This window comes from Pseudofrankia coriaricola (assembly GCF_032027725.1).
In the GTDB taxonomy this organism is placed as follows: domain Bacteria; phylum Actinomycetota; class Actinomycetes; order Frankiales; family Frankiaceae; genus Pseudofrankia.
In genome coordinates this window covers 1-14,338 of the sequence record NZ_JASNFO010000130.1, presented here as the reverse complement: position 1 = coordinate 14,338, position 14,338 = coordinate 1, and the positions used below count along the sequence as shown (strand labels likewise).

The window sequence follows — 14,338 nt, the reverse complement described above, 5'->3', positions numbered from 1 at the left end:
AGGTGGCATCCGAATCACTTGCGCTGCGACTGAGCGAGAAGCGCTCCGAGATGATGATCTCCGAGCTGGAGGGTGTCGCGCTCAGGCTCTTCGAGCAGCGAGGGTTCATCGAGACCACGGTCGAAGAGATCGCCGCCGAGGCACAGATCTCCGTCCGTACCTTCTATCGCTACTTCCCCTCGAAGGAAGACGTCCTGCAGTTGAGGATCGAGCGGCGGAGCAAGAAGCTCCGGGCCACCCTGGCGGCTCGTTCCACCGATGAACCGCCGCTGCACTCGCTGCGTCTGGTACTCGAGGAAGAGTTCACCGCGGAGGACGGGGAACTGCTTCGGCGTTGGATAGCGGTCATCGCGGCCACTCCCATGCTGTTGCGGGGAGTGCTCGGTGGAATTCAGCTCAACACGCACAGGGTGATCGCCGATTTCCTGCGTTCCCGCCTGGATATGCCTGCCGACGCCCTGTTGCCCACACTGCTCGCCGGGGCTGTGGGAGGAATCATTCAGGCGGCCCAGACGAACTGGTTCCTCAACGGCGGCGATCTGGCGAGCGCGATCTCCGAAGGCCTCGAAGTACTCGAACGCGGCATCGACACCAACCCGACCCGCGGATCCGCCGGCAAGGGAGGGAACCCCGCCCTGGATGCCGAGTAGGCGGCGCATCGGTTACCTGACGACGCGGTAGCGCAGGTGGTCACCCCGGGGGCCTCGACGACCCCGAGGATCTCCAGGTCGATGTTGTCCGGCCCGAGACGCTTGATCCTTCTGGCACCTCACGCGGAGTAGACGACCAGCGGTCCGGGGCGGAGAAGGGCGGCCGGGCGCTGGGCGCGGGTAACATGCCGCCGCGTGTCGGAGAAGGCGGTCCGGGAACGGAACCCGGAGGCGAAGCGGCGCCGCATCGCGGACGCCGCGCTCGATCTGTTCCAGCGGCAGGGCTACGCGGAGACGACGATCGACCAGATCGCCGCGGCCGCCCAGGTCGGCCGTCGGACCGTCTTTCACCACTTCCCGACCAAGGAAGCGATCCTCTTCGACCATCTGGTGGTCCGCCGGGAGGTGGCGCTACGGCGCCTGGTGCGGCGGCCCGTGTCCGAGCCGCCGCTGGTGAGCCTGCACGTGGTGTTTCGTGAGCTGTGCGATGAGGGCTATGACCGCCGCCTCCTCGCGCATATCCGGACGGTGCTCACCACCGAGCCGGAGCTCGCGGGGGAGCAGCTCTCGCTGGGCGGACGAGTGTTCATGCTCCGCGCGGTGGCCGCGCTGCTGGAGCGGCCTGACGCCACATGGTCGTCGTCCGAGGTGCACATCGTCGCGGCCATGGCGTGCGGATGGTTCACGACGGCGGCGCACCTCTATCTCGTGGAAGGCCGGCCGAGCCTGGTGAGCTGCTTCGACGACGTCGTCGCGACGGCGGTTCGCGCGAGCGCCGCGCTGGCCGCCGGACCAGGCTGACGGCCGCGGCGGCAGAGCCTTCGGGCGGGGCACAGCACTCAGGCCGGAACAGCATTCGAGCGGCGCGGTATCCAGAGGCATGGGGGATTCTCCCGGGCCTCTGGATACCGCGAGTGGTCGAGCAGGCGTGTGGACGAGCGGCGCGGGGCGGTCGGGGCCTTTGCCGAGGGAAGAGTTCTATCGAGGAAAGAGCTGGTCAGCCGCCGTCGCAGCCGCGGCCTTGATGGGCTCGGCGTCGCGGTCGAGGAAGTAGCCAGCTCTGACGGCGCGGTCGACGGCGCCGTCGTAGGCGGTCAGGTAGTCCTGTCGGCTTGGGTAGAGGGTGTGGACCTGCTCGGGGAGGAACGGTTTCATCGAACCGAACAGCGAGGCCATTCGGTCGGCGCCCTCGACGGTGCCGCTGTAGGTGGCGACCGGCACCTCAAGCTCGGGCATCCGGATCCCGCCGAGCGCGTTGCCGTGCTCGTCGCGCTGGACCCGTGGCGGATCACCCTTGATGGTGATGACCGGCAGCTTCGGCGGCGCCTTGCCATCACGGGACCAGGCGACGAGGCCGCGCCGGGCCGCGGACATCACCGGAAGCCAGTCAACCGAGTTCGGCTGGGTCGGCGTCGCGACCGCGCCGGAGCTGGAACCGGACGCGCCGGTCGGCAACGTCAAACCGTCTCGGGTGAGGGTGGCGACGACGTCGCCGATGCTGTCCTTCCCCGCGCCGGCGTGCGCCGCGCCCGCGATCTCCCAGGTCCGGAACGTGTCCGAGTCGGGCTGGCGGGCCGGGTACAGCGACTCGGCTTCGGTCTCGGTGCTCACCAGGATCACCGGAATGTCGAGGTCGTCGCGGATGCGTACGGGCGGCCGCCGGAAGATGGCATCGATGTCCTCGGTCTGGCCGGTCGGGGTGTCGAAGCTTGCCGCGTGCCCAAAGCTCGCGATGGGAAGCGCGCCGTCCAGCGCCTTGGCCAGGGGCTGGACCCCGTTCAGGTAGGCCGTCAGGCGGATGGCGGACTGGGACGCCCCGGTGCCGAGCACGCGGCGTACGTCCAATCCGCTCATCGGGTCCACCGGCAGTTTGCCGCGGTCGCGGCCGACCAGGAGCGCGGCCTTGGTGAAGATGTCGAAGGAGAACGCGTCGCCGGGGTGGGTCAGCGTTCCGTATCGTTCGGGATCCCAGGCCCGTAGGCCGTTGCGCTCGCCGCCGGGCACCCCGTCCAGCCCGATCTTCTGCGCCGAGACGTAGACGATGGCGTCGCCGTCGCGCAGGCCCTGCCGGGTGATGTCGCCGATCTCGAAGCCGGCGGTCACGTTTACCCAGGTTAGCCACACGTTTCCACTGAACTTCGCCGGATCCGACGGCCGCATGACGAGGAGCCGGCTTTTGAACGGTTCGGTGCGGTCGGCTTTCAACGCCCAGCGACCGTCGGCGCCGAGCTTGGTGCCAGGGGCGGGGGCGTAGGCCCTCGCCTGCCCGCCGAACAGAAACTCCTGCGAGGTGTAGCCGTACTCGTGAAGATCGAACGCGGGTTCGGCGAAGGCGTTCGGCCGGTCTCCGGTGGTGATCGGGCCGCTGACTGTCACGCCCCGCAGGGATCGCGCCTCCGCGGCCGCCTCGTCGTCGCCGCTACCGGCACTGCCGCCGCCACTGCCGCCGCCGCAAGCCGTAAGACCCAGCAGTGCCACCGCGGGGATGACCACGAGCATCCCTAATCGCCCTCGTAATCGCACGCTCACTCCTTCGTCTTGGGCTGGCGCCGACGAGCTGGCGTGATGACGACGCGTCACCAAGCTTGATCGTGGCGACAAGATTTTGTGACACTAGTGCGATAGAGGGTCATGGTCAAGAGCCGCTCCGCGGGTTGGCCTCGTTCGTGATCGTTCGGCTGGTCCACCCACCCGGCTGGTCCACCCCGGCCGAAGACTTAATGTGGCGCTCAGGGTCGGGATCTAGCCTGCGCGGGGCAGCGAGGGCGTCGCCGCGGATGATCGCGGGTCGGCCATCGTGTGGGAGGTCTGCACTGATCACGCTCGTTCTGATCGGGATCGTCGGCGGGATCATCACCGGTATCTCGCCCTGCGTGCTGCCTGTCCTGCCGGTGGTCTTCCTCGCCGGCGGCGTCCAGGGGAGGCGACCCGGGCAAACCGTGACCACACAGGGTGAGCAGGATGGTGCGGCTCGGCGCGCGAGCCGTCGGCCCTACCTTGTGGTCGCCGGGCTCGCTCTCAGCTTCAGCGCCTTCACCCTGCTGGGAACGCTGGTGCTCAGCGTCCTGCCCCTGCCGAAGGACGTGGAGCCCTCGCGGCTGGCGACGTCGAGTGGCAGGGGCAGGGCGGCGACCAGGTCCCAGATCGCCAGGCCGGTGATGAAGACCGCGGCGATGGCGAGGTTCTGCGTCACCGGGGGAGCGCCAGTGTCGCTGGCGGCGGCGGCTTCCGAGCTCGAACCGTGGCAGATGGGCACGTCCATGGACAGGCCAGTCCGACACAGTTCACCTCGGCCTTGTCGGTCCGTGGCAGATGGGCAAGCCCATAGACAGGCTGATCTGACACGATCCGCGCTTGGGTCGGTGCCTCGGAGGACAACCACCCCGCCGCCGGCCGCGTGGGACTGAAGGTTCACCCCACCCCGCCGCGGTCGTCCTTCTACGGCCATTTCAGCCGTGTGTATCTGAACACTCTCCGTGGATGCGTGTGAGGCGCCGCCCGGATCGCCGTTGGACAGGCTCGCGGCGACCTCGGACAACCACAGTGGCACATGGACGAGGTCCCGAGACGCTGCGTGAATACCGGTTGTCGACGCGAACCGTCGCCAGTGCCTGCCCCGGCGGCCATGAAAGATCGATCATGGTTTTATCGGGGTAGGGATCTGATCATGGCGAACCTACTGCGCCGCGCTGCCGCGGCCGTCGGACTGGGTGGGCGGGCAGGGTCGGACGCTCCCGATGGGCGGGCGTGGAACCCCACTGGATGGTGGTGGTGCATGGAGCACCAGCGTCCGGAGAATCCTCCGGACGTCCCTGGTCACCGTCGTCTAGGCCCGTATGCGAGCGCGGCGGACGCCGCGGCTTGGCGGGAACGCGTCGACCAGCGCAACGAGGAGTGGGACGGGCACGACCACGACGATGATGGCCGATCCTGAGGCCCGCCTCCTATAGCCGCCCGAGCGGGCCAGCGACCTGGACGAGATGACGTTCGCCCTGATGAGGTCACTTCTCTGGTCGGGCCTACCCCGACCAGGGCATGGCGGCGTGGTGGCCCGCGGGCGCCGGTCGACGAATCGCGACTCGCTCACACGAGTATTGGGCGGTCGATGGCTTCACAGCCGCCGGACGCGCAGCACGCCGGTCAGCATCGGGAGGATGAACTCGCCACCGGCGGTCTCCGGCCTGCTCGCGAGGAAAGCGCGGATCCGGCCGAGCGTGGCGTCTTGTTCCTGTTCTGGCATGACCAGCATCCCCGCGTGCGTCGCGATTTTCGCGACGAGGGAGTCGGCGGTGCGGCGCTGCCCGTGCGAGAACTCGGCCTGCTCCGGCGAGCCGAACCGGGCGACCAGGCCATTGTCGGGAAGGTGCGGGTCCGCCGTCTCGGCGCGCCAGTTGCTGAGCAGGTCGCGCGGGCCAATGGCAGCGCTCCCGCCGACCCGTGCGAGTCCGGTAACCCAGTCGACCCGGTCGTCGACGACGTTCCACAGGCCAGCCAGGATGCCTCCGGGCGCAAGGACCCTGGCTATCTCCGGTCCCGCGACGGCCATGTCGAACCAGTGCAGGGCGTGGCCGGCCAGCACGGCATCGACGGACGCGTCCGGCAGCGGTATCGCTTCGGCACTGCCCGGCAGGGCACGGACAGCCGGCAGCCCGCGGCGCAGCTCGGTCAGCATCGCCGGGTCGGGCTCGACCGCGATGACGTCGGCGCCCACCGCGCCCAGCGTGGCGGTCAGCTTGCCGGTTCCGGCGCCGAGGTCGAGCACTCGCGGGCCGGGCGCGGGCTCGAGCGCCCAGCGCACCGCGGCGTGCGCGTAGTCCGGGCGGTGCTCGGCGTATGCGACCGCCGCCGCGCCGAACGACGAGCTGTGGAGTAGCCGTTTGTCCCGTTCCACGCGGTTAGCCTAGCTGCGCCGCGAGTACCTCTACCGCCGCAACACCGGCCGCGGGGCATCTCCCGAAATGGGCCGAACGTGGACGTGGACGGCGGCGAGGCACCATCCGAGGGCGGGCCGGTAAGAATCGGAGGCGGACTCGTTCGAGGGAGACGCCTGTGCCAGAAGGAGACACCGTCTTCCAGGCCGCCCGCCGGCTGCACCACGTACTGGCTGGTCAGGTCCTGTCTGTGAGCGATTTCCGAGTGCCGCGGTACGCGACGGCCAACCTGACCGGCAGCACGGTGCTCGAGGTGGTGCCTCGCGGCAAGCACCTGCTGATGCGTTGCTCCGGCGGCACGACGGTGCATTCCCACCTTCGGATGGACGGTGCGTGGCGCACCTTTGCCGCTGGCGAGCCCTGGCGTGGCGGTCCCGGCTGGCAGATCCGGGTGGTGCTCGGCAACGAGCGGCACGTCGCGGTCGGCTATCGGCTGCCCGTTCTCGACATCCTGCGGACCGCTGACGAATCGACCGTCGTGGGCCATCTCGGTCCTGACGTGCTCGGGCCGGACTGGGACCTCGACCGGGTGCTGGCCAGCGCGCTGGCCCGCCCGGAGCGAGAGATCGGCACGGTCCTGCTGGATCAGACCGTGCTCGCGGGCCTCGGAAACGTCTATCGGATCGAGGCGTGTTTCGTCGCCGGAGTCTCGCCGTGGACGCGGGTCGGCGAGGTTCCCGATCTCGGCAGGCTCGTCAGCCGGGCCCGACAGATGATCGTGGTCAACGCGGATCGGCCCAGGCGGGTCACGACCGGGTCGGCGCGGCCGGGCGAGGACCTGTGGGTCTACGGCCGCGGTCGGCGGCCGTGCCGTCGGTGCGGCACGGCCATCCGTGTGGCTGAGCAGGCGCCGTCGGATGCCCCCGAGGAAGGACGCGTCACCTACTGGTGTCCGCGCTGCCAACGCGGGCCGGCACCGGTGGGCTCGCCTGCCGGTGGGCCCGCCTGGTGACGTCGGCGGTACCAGTATTCGGTCGTAGCGCGAGACAGGTCCTGTTTGGGCGAGCCGGACAACAGCGAGCGAGGTTACCGCCTTGTCGAGGACATGGAAGTGCTCCGCCACGGCGAGGCCTCGTTCGTCACCGAAGCCGTCACCGCCGCCCGGCGGGCCGGCCGCTCAGGTGGCGATACGCGACAGAGCCGGGTCAGCCGCAGTGGGACCAGTCGCTGCCCCAGGAGACGCCGCCGAGGCTGCCGCCCCACTTCACGCAGATCGCCTTCGCGGACACCTTGGCCGGACCCGCGTAGTACTCGTAGGAGCCCGAGTCGGTCACCTTCGACGAGCCGTTCTGTGCCTGTACCCAGGCCGACATCGACTGGGCCGTGCCCACGCCGGCGCCGGACTTCAGCGTCACCACACAGTTGTTGCTGCCGTTGTACATCAAGACGATCTTTGCGGTCGTGGAGCCGCTGGTGAGGGTGTGGCTGTCGACCTGGGAGTAGCCGGAGCCGCACACCTGGGCGGCGGAGTAGGGGTTTGTCTTCGGCGCGCTGGGAGCGGAGGCCGCCGGCGCGGTGGTGCGGGCGGCGGTGGTGCCGGCCGAACCGGAGCTGGAACCCGAACCTGCCCCGGACCCCGCGTTCGTCGTCGAACCGGCACCAGATCCGGATCCCTGCGCGGGTGCTGCCTGCTGTGCGGGCGCGGCGGTCGGCGGTTCGCCCGCCACGGTGCCGGCGCGGGTCGTGAGGACCGCGGACGGCGGCTGTGTACCGACCGCCCGAGGTGGCGCGCCGGCGTCGGAACCACCACCGGAGCGTGGCGAGGCCTCGTGTCCTGGCTCTGCCGGCGCGCTCGGGAGGTCGGCCGGCGTTTCTTCGGTGCCCGGTGCGGCCGCTGCGCCGGGCCGCGCGGCGCGGTCGGGGTTTCGGTTCGCCGCGGACGTGATCAGTGCGGGGCTGTTCGTCGCCATGGCCGAGCCGCCGCTCGTGGTGACGGCGACCAGGATGATCATGGTCACCGAGGCGGCGAACCCCGCTGTCGCGATGCTGACCACCCAGACGCGCCAGGGGACTCCGCTCCGCGGCCGGGGGGCGGGTGAAGACCGCCGCCAGGATTCGAGGAAGGCCCCGTACCCAGCGGGGCCGGACGCGCCTGGGACGGACGGGCCCGGCGGCTGCCCGCCCGTCCCGATGTTCCTGGGGTGGTCATGGGCTGCGGGGACGCGCTCGTCCTTGCCGGGGTCGCCCTGGGTACCGTCATCCATGGTGATCTGCCGTTCTCGGCCGTCGGCCCCCCGCTGACGCCCAGTTCCCGGTGCGCGATCCCGGAACCGGTCGTGCCGTGAGCCGGCTGCGTCCGACCTGCAGATCCTTGGCTGCAGCCTCACCTAACATCAGGATCGGAAACCCCGCATTCGCGTCGAATGTCCGGTTCGGAGGCTAACCGCTTGCCCCGGGGCGCACCCCTGCTTCACGAAAAGTTTGACTGCTGTTCGGGTACGTCGTACTCCGCGTGCCGTGAGCGGCGCCACCGGTTCGTCACCGGTCGAGCACCGCCCCGACCCGACGGTGGTCCCGGTTGCCTGCGCGGACCGCTGCCGCGCGGCCTCGTGGTAGATCTGCCGGGAAACAGAGATGCCGCCGTTGGCCCGTCAGAACGCGAGGGCTGGTAGCCGCCGTGAGCGGCACCGGAATCGGCGGGAATACGGTTCACCGTATGCCTCGGATCAGCAGCCACAGGCCGGTGGTCACCTCGAAGATGAACATGGGGGCGTACAGGGCCGGGTTGACGACCGAGGTCGCCCCGGGGAAGACGATCGTGATCAGGCTGCCCGCCGTCAGCAGCGCGGACGAGAAGATTCCCCAGGCCGCCAGCGGCCGCGGTACGTACCCGGAGCGGAACAGGAGATAGGCGAAGACCGTCGAACCGAGGCCGAGGAACACGAACCCGAGGCTGTACCCGGTCTGGTGCGAGCTCGTCGCGACCCAGGCCAGCGCCGCGGCCTGGTCCTCGGTGAGCGCGCGCACCTCGTCCGCGCCGCTCACGAGCTGGAGAACGACGATCGTCGTGATCGCGTACCCGGCGACGATCGCTGCCTGGACCACCCGCCAGAACGCGCCCAGCACGGCGAGACCCCGGCTGACCGGCCGGAGCAGGACGTAGTACGCCGCCGCCAACGCCACGTCGCCGGCGTTGGTGAGCACGTCCACGGCGGCGCCGAGGCGCAACAACCGCTCGTCGTCGACGATCTGCCGGACGGTGTCGGCTGTCAGGCTGGACCCGTCCGCGCCACCCGGGAACTGGCCCGGAACGTAGATCTGGGCGAACGCGCCGGTCACCATCAGGAACAGGTACAGGAATCCCACCACCCGCGCGGCGCGGCGTTGGGACGCGTCGACCGGGCGGATCGCGGGGAGCGTGTTTGCCGTCATGCGGGAAAGCGTGTCGGTACCGGCGTCGGGCCACGTCGTTTCGGCGTCGGCTATGTACCTGCTCCCCTCGTCGTACACCAGGCGCCGCCTACCACTGGGGGAGTAGCCGGGTTGCCTCCACAAGGCAGAGCCGAGGCGGGCGCCGTTCCCCTACAGTGCCGGCATGACCTCGTCCAACCGCGGCTCGGGGTCGCATCCTGGGCTGGCGCTGCTGACCGTGTTGGTGCAGGCCGCGGGCACCGCGATAACCACCCGTGGGCAGGCCGGCGTCATCGGTTACGTGCTGCTGGTTCTGAGTGGACTGGCGCTGGCCGACCGGCACCTGTTCCCCCGGCGGAACTTCCTCATCGTGACCGGGGCCATCCTGGCGTATCTCCTGCTGGGCGGCCCGCCCGGCCTGACGTTTCTGGCGCCGATGATCGCCGCGTCGGCCGCGATCCTCGCCGGGTACCGCCTGCTGGTCTGGCCGGCCGCGGCCGTCGGGTATGCCGTGTGGTTCGGGGTCAGCGCCCCCACCGCGGACCGGGCGTTGGTCGCGGCGGCGATCGTCACCGGCGTGGGCCTCTTCGCGGAGGTCACCGCGCCCGTCGCCCGGCTGATCCGGCAGTCGAGGCAGGAGCGACGGCGGCTGAACGAGGAGCGGCAGCGCCGGCAGGCCAGCGAGGAAAGGCTGCGGATCGCGGCCGAGCTGCACGACGTGCTCGGCCACCACCTTTCACTGATCAACGTACGGGCCGGCGTCGGCCTGCACCTGATGGGACGCGAGCCGGAGCAGGCCAGGATCGCTCTCGACACGATCCAGCAGGCCAGCGCCGAGGCGCTGCGCGAGGTCCAGTCCGTGCTCAGCACGCTGTACTCACCCGTTCAGGGCGCCCCGCGCGCGCCTGCGCCCGGGCTGGACCTGCTCGAGGCGCTGACCGCCGACGCCGGCCTGCCGGTCCGGACCGAGGTCAGCGGCGAGCCCCGGCCGCTGCCCGCCGGTACCGACCGGGCGGCCTACCGAATCGTCCAGGAGGCACTCACCAATGTGCGCCGGCACGCCGGGCCGGACGCCGCCGCCACCGTCACCGTCGAGTACGGGCCACGGGCGCTGGTGATCAAAATCCAGAACGGTGGCAAGGCACAGGAACCGGCGGACACTCCGGCGGGCAACGGGATCACCGGTATGCGCGAGCGGGCGGCCGCGCTGGGCGGCGCGCTGTGGGCCGGGCCGTCGCCGGACGGTGGCTGGCAGGTGCGCGCCAGCCTGCCCCTCGACCCGGAGCCCGCGCCGTGATCCGGGTGGTCCTCGCGGACGACCAGGCGCTGGTCCGGGCCGGTTTCCGAGCGCTGCTGGACGCCGAGCCGGACCTCGAGGTGGTCGGCGAGGCAGGCGACGGCACGCACGCCATCCGGCTGGCGCGGCAGTTGCGCCCGGACGTGATCCTCATGGACATCCGCATGCCGGGCGTCGACGGCCTGGCCGCGACCCGGCAGATCGCCGCCGATCCGGCGCTGGCCGGGATCCGGATCGTCGTTCTCACCACGTTCGAGCTGGACGAATACGTTGGCGAGGCGCTGCGGTCCGGCGCGGCCGGGTTCCTGGTGAAGAGCACCCAGCCGGCCGAGCTCATTCACGCCGTCCGGGTTGTGGCGGCCGGCGACGGCCTGCTGTCGCCGAGCGTCACCCGGCGGGTCATCGAGCAGTTCGCGGCCCGGACCTCCACACCGGCCCCGCCGCGGAAGCTGGCCGAGCTCACCGACCGGGAACGGGAGGTGGTCACGCTGGCCGGCACCGGCCTGTCCAACGACGAGATCGCCGCCCGGCTGACGGTGAGCCCGGCCACGGCCAAGACCCACGTCTCGCGCGCGATGGTCAAGCTCGGCGCCCGTGACCGGGCACAGCTCGTGGTGTTCGCGTACGAGGCCGGCCTGGTCCGCCCCGGCTGGCTGCCCTGACCGTCGCGAGCATCGGAAACCTGCTGGTCGGCGGCCCCGCGGGTCGCCGACCAGCTCTGGACTACACCGGCCTGGGCCGCCTGATCTCGGCCGGGCCGGTCCGTTCCCCGGACAGCTCCGAGGGAAGCCCCGCTGAACGTCTTGCGTCTGAGCGTCTTGCGTCGTGAGGAGCCGAGGCGTGCGGAGCCGTCGCCGGTTTGGTGATGCCTCGACTCCCGACAACCCGACAGTCCCGAATGCGGGTTAGCTGGTCGGGTCCAGGACGACCTTGAGCCAGCCAGGGCGGCGCAGGTCGAACTCCTCGTAGGCCGCGAGCACGTCCCGCATCGGCTCGTGCTGGGTGACTACCTTCTCTGGGTTCGCCACCCCCGATTCCACCATGGCCAGCAGCTTCGGGATGTACCGCGGGTGGTTGCCGTTTCCCATGTTGATGGTGAGGTTCTTGTTCATCGCGGTGCCGATCGGGAAGAACCTGTCGGTCGGCGGATATACCCCGATGATGCCCAGCGTGCCCGCCTTGGCCAGGCTCTCGACCGCCCAGGAGTGGGCCTGCGTCGGCGCGTCGCCAGGCTTCCAGTGTCCGTTGTGCTCGTTCGTCTCGGGGGCGATCTGCCGCAGCTCCTCGCGGTGCTGATCGTCCTGCTCGCGGGCCCTGGCGGCGGCGGGGCCGGACTTCGGGCTTTCCGCGTCCACCCCCACGGCGTCGATGGCCCGGTCGGGACCGACACCGCGCGTCAGATCCAGGAGTGCCTCGACGGGGTCCTCTTCGTTGAAGTTGACCACCTCGGCTCCCAGCGTCTGGGCGCGTTCCAGCCGGTCGGCGTGGCCATCGATCGCGATCACTCGCGCCGCGCCGCGCTGGAACGAGGACAGAATGGCGAACTGTCCCACCGGCCCACTGCCCCAGACCGCCACCACGTCGCCATCCGATACTTCGGCGATGACCGCGCCGAAGTAACCGGTGGGGTAGATATCCGACAGCGGGATCGCCTGATCATCGGAGATCGAGTCCGGCAGCCGGAACAGGTTGGTGTGGGCGTAGGGCACGCGGGCGTACTCGGCCTGCAGCCCGTCGAACGAGCCGTTGTCCTTCGGAGCGCCGTAAAAGGCCGATCCGGACCTGCGACCGTAAGGATTGACATCGTCGCACTGGGCGAAATAGCCGCTGCGGCAGTAGGTGCAGGAGCCGCAACCGAGGACGGCGGACAGCAGCACCCGATCGCCGCGCCTGAAGTTGCGGACGCTCTGGCCGACATCTTCGACTACGCCGACCCCTTCGTGCCCGATGATGGTGCCCGGCTTCATCCCCGGTACCGTGCCCCGGACGAAATGCAGGTCCGTACCGCAGATCGCCGCGGTGGTGATGCGAACGACGGCGTCGGTCGGCTGTTCGATCTTCGGTTCGGTGACGGTATCAAGGCGGATATCGCCCACGCCGTGCCACACGACTGCTCTCATCGCCTTCCGCCCCTTTCTTCCCCCGTGGTTCGCGGTACTGATCGCGAACGCCCGCCGGGCCGATTCACAGCGGAACTCCAGTCCGCTGCTTGACACACCAACATCGACGACACGGCAGGCTCATTCCATCGCCACAGGTAACTATCGCCCGAGCGGGGCGTCGACGCCCGGCGAGGCGAGTGGGTGAGAGGGAATTGAGTGGCATTCCCGAAATGTGGCGGGCTCGGGTCGCGTAATCGCCGACACGGGGTCACGGTGCGGTCGCGGCGGAGCAGGACCGGGTGTGGCCCGCGGAGCAGACGGTCACGGTGCGCCTCGTCGGCTTTCGCGAACGTCGAGGTGCGCGACGGTGAGGAACCGTTCGCTGTCCGGATACTGGGTGAGCAGGACGGTGTTGAGCTGGTTCAGGATGGCGGCCAGGTTGGGGGTAGGTACGCCTACGGCCGCCCGCTCGTCGCCCGTGTCCCGGGCCACGGGCGGGTCGGCCCATTGCGTTCCTGCTCGCCAGGGGCTATACAGGGGGTTAGCACTCAGTAGGGTCGAGTGCTAACCAGTGGCGTGAAGGGTGCCTTGCCGCAGCCTGGAGCATCGCCTTCGTCGCGGGCGCTGCGGGCGGCCGACACTCCTCCACACGGGCTTGAGCCTCAGGAGGAAGCACCCATATGTCGAAGATCATTGCCTTCGATGAGGAGGCGCGGCGCGGCCTGGAGCGCGGCATGAACCAGCTGGCCGACGCCGTGAAGGTCACGCTTGGTCCGAAGGGCCGTAACGTCGTTCTGGAGAAGAAGTGGGGCGTACCCACGATCACCAACGACGGTGTCTCCATCGCCAAGGAGATCGAGCTCGAGGACCCGTACGAGAAGATCGGCGCCGAGCTCGTCAAGGAAGTCGCGAAGAAGACCAACGACGTCGCGGGTGACGGCACGACCACCGCGACGATCCTGGCCCAGGCGCTGGTCCGTGAGGGCCTGCGCAACGTGGCCGCGGGTGCGAACCCGCTGAGCCTGAAGAAGGGCATCGAGGTCGCTGTCGAGAGTGTCTCCGAGGAGCTCTCGAAGCAGGCCAAGGAGGTCGAGACCAAGGAGCAGATCGCCTCGACCGCGTCGATCTCCGCGGGTGACCCGGCGATCGGTGCCCTGATCGCCGAGGCGCTCGACAAGGTCGGCAAGGAAGGCGTCGTCACTGTCGAGGAGAGCAACACCTTCGGGTTGGAGCTTGAGCTCACCGAGGGTATGCGCTTCGACAAGGGCTACATCTCGCCGTACTTCGTCACGGACGCCGACCGTCAGGAGGCCGTCCTCGACGACCCGTACATCCTGATCGTCAACAGCAAGATCTCGGCGGTCAAGGACCTGCTCCCGTTGCTGGAGAAGGTCATGCAGGCGAGCAAGCCGCTGGCGATCATCGCTGAGGACGTCGAGGGTGAGGCGCTGGCGACCCTGGTGGTCAACAAGATCCGTGGCACGTTCAAGAGCGTCGCGGTGAAGGCCCCCGGTTTCGGTGACCGCCGTAAGGCGATGCTTGGTGACATCGCGATCCTGACCGGTGGCCAGGTGATCTCCGAGGATGTCGGCCTCAAGCTCGAGGGCACCACCGTCGATCTGCTGGGCAAGGCCCGCAAGGTCGTCGTCACCAAGGACGAGACGACCATCGTCGAGGGCGCTGGCGACACCGACCAGATCTCGGGCCGGGTCAGCCAGATCCGCAACGAGATCGAGAAGTCAGACTCGGACTACGACCGCGAGAAGCTGCAGGAGCGGCTGGCCAAGCTCGCCGGCGGCGTCGCCGTCGTCAAGGTGGGCGCGGCGACCGAGGTCGAGCTCAAGGAGAAGAAGCACCGGATCGAGGACGCCGTCTCGAACGCGAAGGCGGCCGTCGAGGAGGGCATCGTCGCCGGCGGTGGCGTCGCCCTGCTCCAGGCCTCGATCAGTGCCTTCGACAAGTTGGACCTCAGCGGCGACGAGCTCACCGGCGCGAACATCGTCAAGC

At 69.6% G+C, this 14,338-nt stretch carries 14 protein-coding genes; 7 read left to right on the top strand and 7 right to left on the bottom strand.

Annotated elements, in window-relative coordinates; all coding sequences use genetic code 11:
* Positions 1-2 precede the first annotated feature (2 nt).
* Both QOZ89_RS43525 and QOZ89_RS43520 read left to right on the top strand, forming a co-directional pair.
* Positions 3-650, top strand: a complete 648-nt coding sequence (locus QOZ89_RS43525) for a TetR family transcriptional regulator (RefSeq protein WP_071049030.1) — start codon at positions 3-5, stop codon at positions 648-650.
* A 195-nt stretch (positions 651-845) separates the two neighbouring features.
* On the top strand, positions 846-1,451 hold the full coding sequence (locus QOZ89_RS43520; protein WP_071049031.1) for a TetR/AcrR family transcriptional regulator: 606 nt from the start codon (positions 846-848) through the stop codon (positions 1,449-1,451).
* Positions 1,452-1,628: 177 nt separating this feature from the next.
* On the opposite strand, the gene QOZ89_RS43515 is transcribed toward QOZ89_RS43520, so the two are convergent.
* Positions 1,629-3,173 (bottom strand): alpha/beta hydrolase domain-containing protein, encoded by a 1,545-nt coding sequence (locus QOZ89_RS43515; protein ID WP_241841744.1) that lies wholly within the window; start codon positions 3,171-3,173, stop codon positions 1,629-1,631.
* A gap of 469 nt (positions 3,174-3,642) precedes the next feature.
* Positions 3,643-3,912, bottom strand: a complete 270-nt coding sequence (locus QOZ89_RS43510; RefSeq protein ID WP_312630057.1) for a hypothetical protein — start codon at positions 3,910-3,912, stop codon at positions 3,643-3,645.
* Positions 3,913-4,425: 513 nt separating this feature from the next.
* On the opposite strand from QOZ89_RS43510, the gene QOZ89_RS43505 reads away from it, so the two are divergent.
* A complete protein-coding gene (locus QOZ89_RS43505; RefSeq protein ID WP_312630055.1) occupies positions 4,426-4,584 on the top strand; it encodes a hypothetical protein in 159 nt (52 codons plus the stop codon).
* Between the two features lie 177 nt (positions 4,585-4,761).
* Here QOZ89_RS43505 and QOZ89_RS43500 read toward each other — a convergent pair whose 3' ends face one another.
* Positions 4,762-5,541 (bottom strand): class I SAM-dependent methyltransferase, encoded by a 780-nt coding sequence (locus QOZ89_RS43500; protein WP_312630053.1) that lies wholly within the window; start codon positions 5,539-5,541, stop codon positions 4,762-4,764.
* A 158-nt stretch (positions 5,542-5,699) separates the two neighbouring features.
* Between QOZ89_RS43500 and QOZ89_RS43495 the strand changes: the two genes are divergently transcribed.
* Entirely contained in the window at positions 5,700-6,533 is an 834-nt protein-coding gene (locus tag QOZ89_RS43495; protein ID WP_312630051.1) for a DNA-formamidopyrimidine glycosylase family protein, read from the top strand.
* A gap of 193 nt (positions 6,534-6,726) precedes the next feature.
* On the opposite strand, the gene QOZ89_RS43490 is transcribed toward QOZ89_RS43495, so the two are convergent.
* Together QOZ89_RS43490 and QOZ89_RS43485 are read right to left on the bottom strand one after the other, a co-directional pair.
* On the bottom strand, positions 6,727-7,785 hold the full coding sequence (locus QOZ89_RS43490; protein WP_312630049.1) for a serine/threonine protein kinase: 1,059 nt from the start codon (positions 7,783-7,785) through the stop codon (positions 6,727-6,729).
* Between the two features lie 445 nt (positions 7,786-8,230).
* Positions 8,231-8,953, bottom strand: coding sequence for a DUF4386 domain-containing protein (locus QOZ89_RS43485; RefSeq protein ID WP_131803991.1), 723 nt, complete (start codon positions 8,951-8,953; stop codon positions 8,231-8,233).
* Between the two features lie 163 nt (positions 8,954-9,116).
* On the opposite strand from QOZ89_RS43485, the gene QOZ89_RS43480 reads away from it, so the two are divergent.
* Both QOZ89_RS43480 and QOZ89_RS43475 read left to right on the top strand, forming a co-directional pair.
* Positions 9,117-10,229: a sensor histidine kinase gene (locus tag QOZ89_RS43480; protein ID WP_312630045.1), complete on the top strand. Its 1,113-nt coding sequence runs from the start codon at positions 9,117-9,119 to the stop codon at positions 10,227-10,229.
* Positions 10,226-10,891 carry a response regulator gene (locus tag QOZ89_RS43475; RefSeq protein WP_071050114.1) on the top strand — a complete coding sequence of 222 codons (666 nt, stop codon included), beginning with the start codon at positions 10,226-10,228 and terminating at the stop codon, positions 10,889-10,891. The genes QOZ89_RS43480 and QOZ89_RS43475 overlap by 4 nt, the downstream gene beginning before the upstream one ends.
* 243 nt (positions 10,892-11,134) lie before the next feature.
* On the opposite strand, the gene QOZ89_RS43470 is transcribed toward QOZ89_RS43475, so the two are convergent.
* Together QOZ89_RS43470 and QOZ89_RS43465 are read right to left on the bottom strand one after the other, a co-directional pair.
* Complete coding sequence (locus tag QOZ89_RS43470) at positions 11,135-12,349, bottom strand: zinc-dependent alcohol dehydrogenase (RefSeq protein WP_071050113.1); 1,215 nt, start codon at positions 12,347-12,349, stop codon at positions 11,135-11,137.
* Between the two features lie 303 nt (positions 12,350-12,652).
* Entirely contained in the window at positions 12,653-12,823 is a 171-nt protein-coding gene (locus tag QOZ89_RS43465; RefSeq protein ID WP_312630043.1) for a hypothetical protein, read from the bottom strand.
* A gap of 188 nt (positions 12,824-13,011) precedes the next feature.
* Between QOZ89_RS43465 and groL the strand changes: the two genes are divergently transcribed.
* Positions 13,012-14,338: chaperonin GroEL (gene groL / locus QOZ89_RS43460; protein WP_312630041.1), on the top strand; the 1,327-nt coding region annotated here is incomplete at its 3' end.

Bases quoted from the DNA above. Each gene is read 5' to 3' on its own strand.
- QOZ89_RS43510 (WP_312630057.1), bottom strand. From the start codon at position 3,912: ATGGACGTGCCCATCTGCCACGGTTCGAGCTCGGAAGCCGCCGCCGCC.
- QOZ89_RS43505 (WP_312630055.1), top strand. From the start codon at position 4,426: ATGGAGCACCAGCGTCCGGAGAATCCTCCGGACGTCCCTGGTCACCGT.
- QOZ89_RS43490 (WP_312630049.1), bottom strand. From the start codon at position 7,785: ATGGATGACGGTACCCAGGGCGACCCCGGCAAGGACGAGCGCGTCCCC.
- QOZ89_RS43485 (WP_131803991.1), bottom strand. From the start codon at position 8,953: ATGACGGCAAACACGCTCCCCGCGATCCGCCCGGTCGACGCGTCCCAA.
- QOZ89_RS43480 (WP_312630045.1), top strand. From the start codon at position 9,117: ATGACCTCGTCCAACCGCGGCTCGGGGTCGCATCCTGGGCTGGCGCTG.
- QOZ89_RS43470 (WP_071050113.1), bottom strand. From the start codon at position 12,349: ATGAGAGCAGTCGTGTGGCACGGCGTGGGCGATATCCGCCTTGATACC.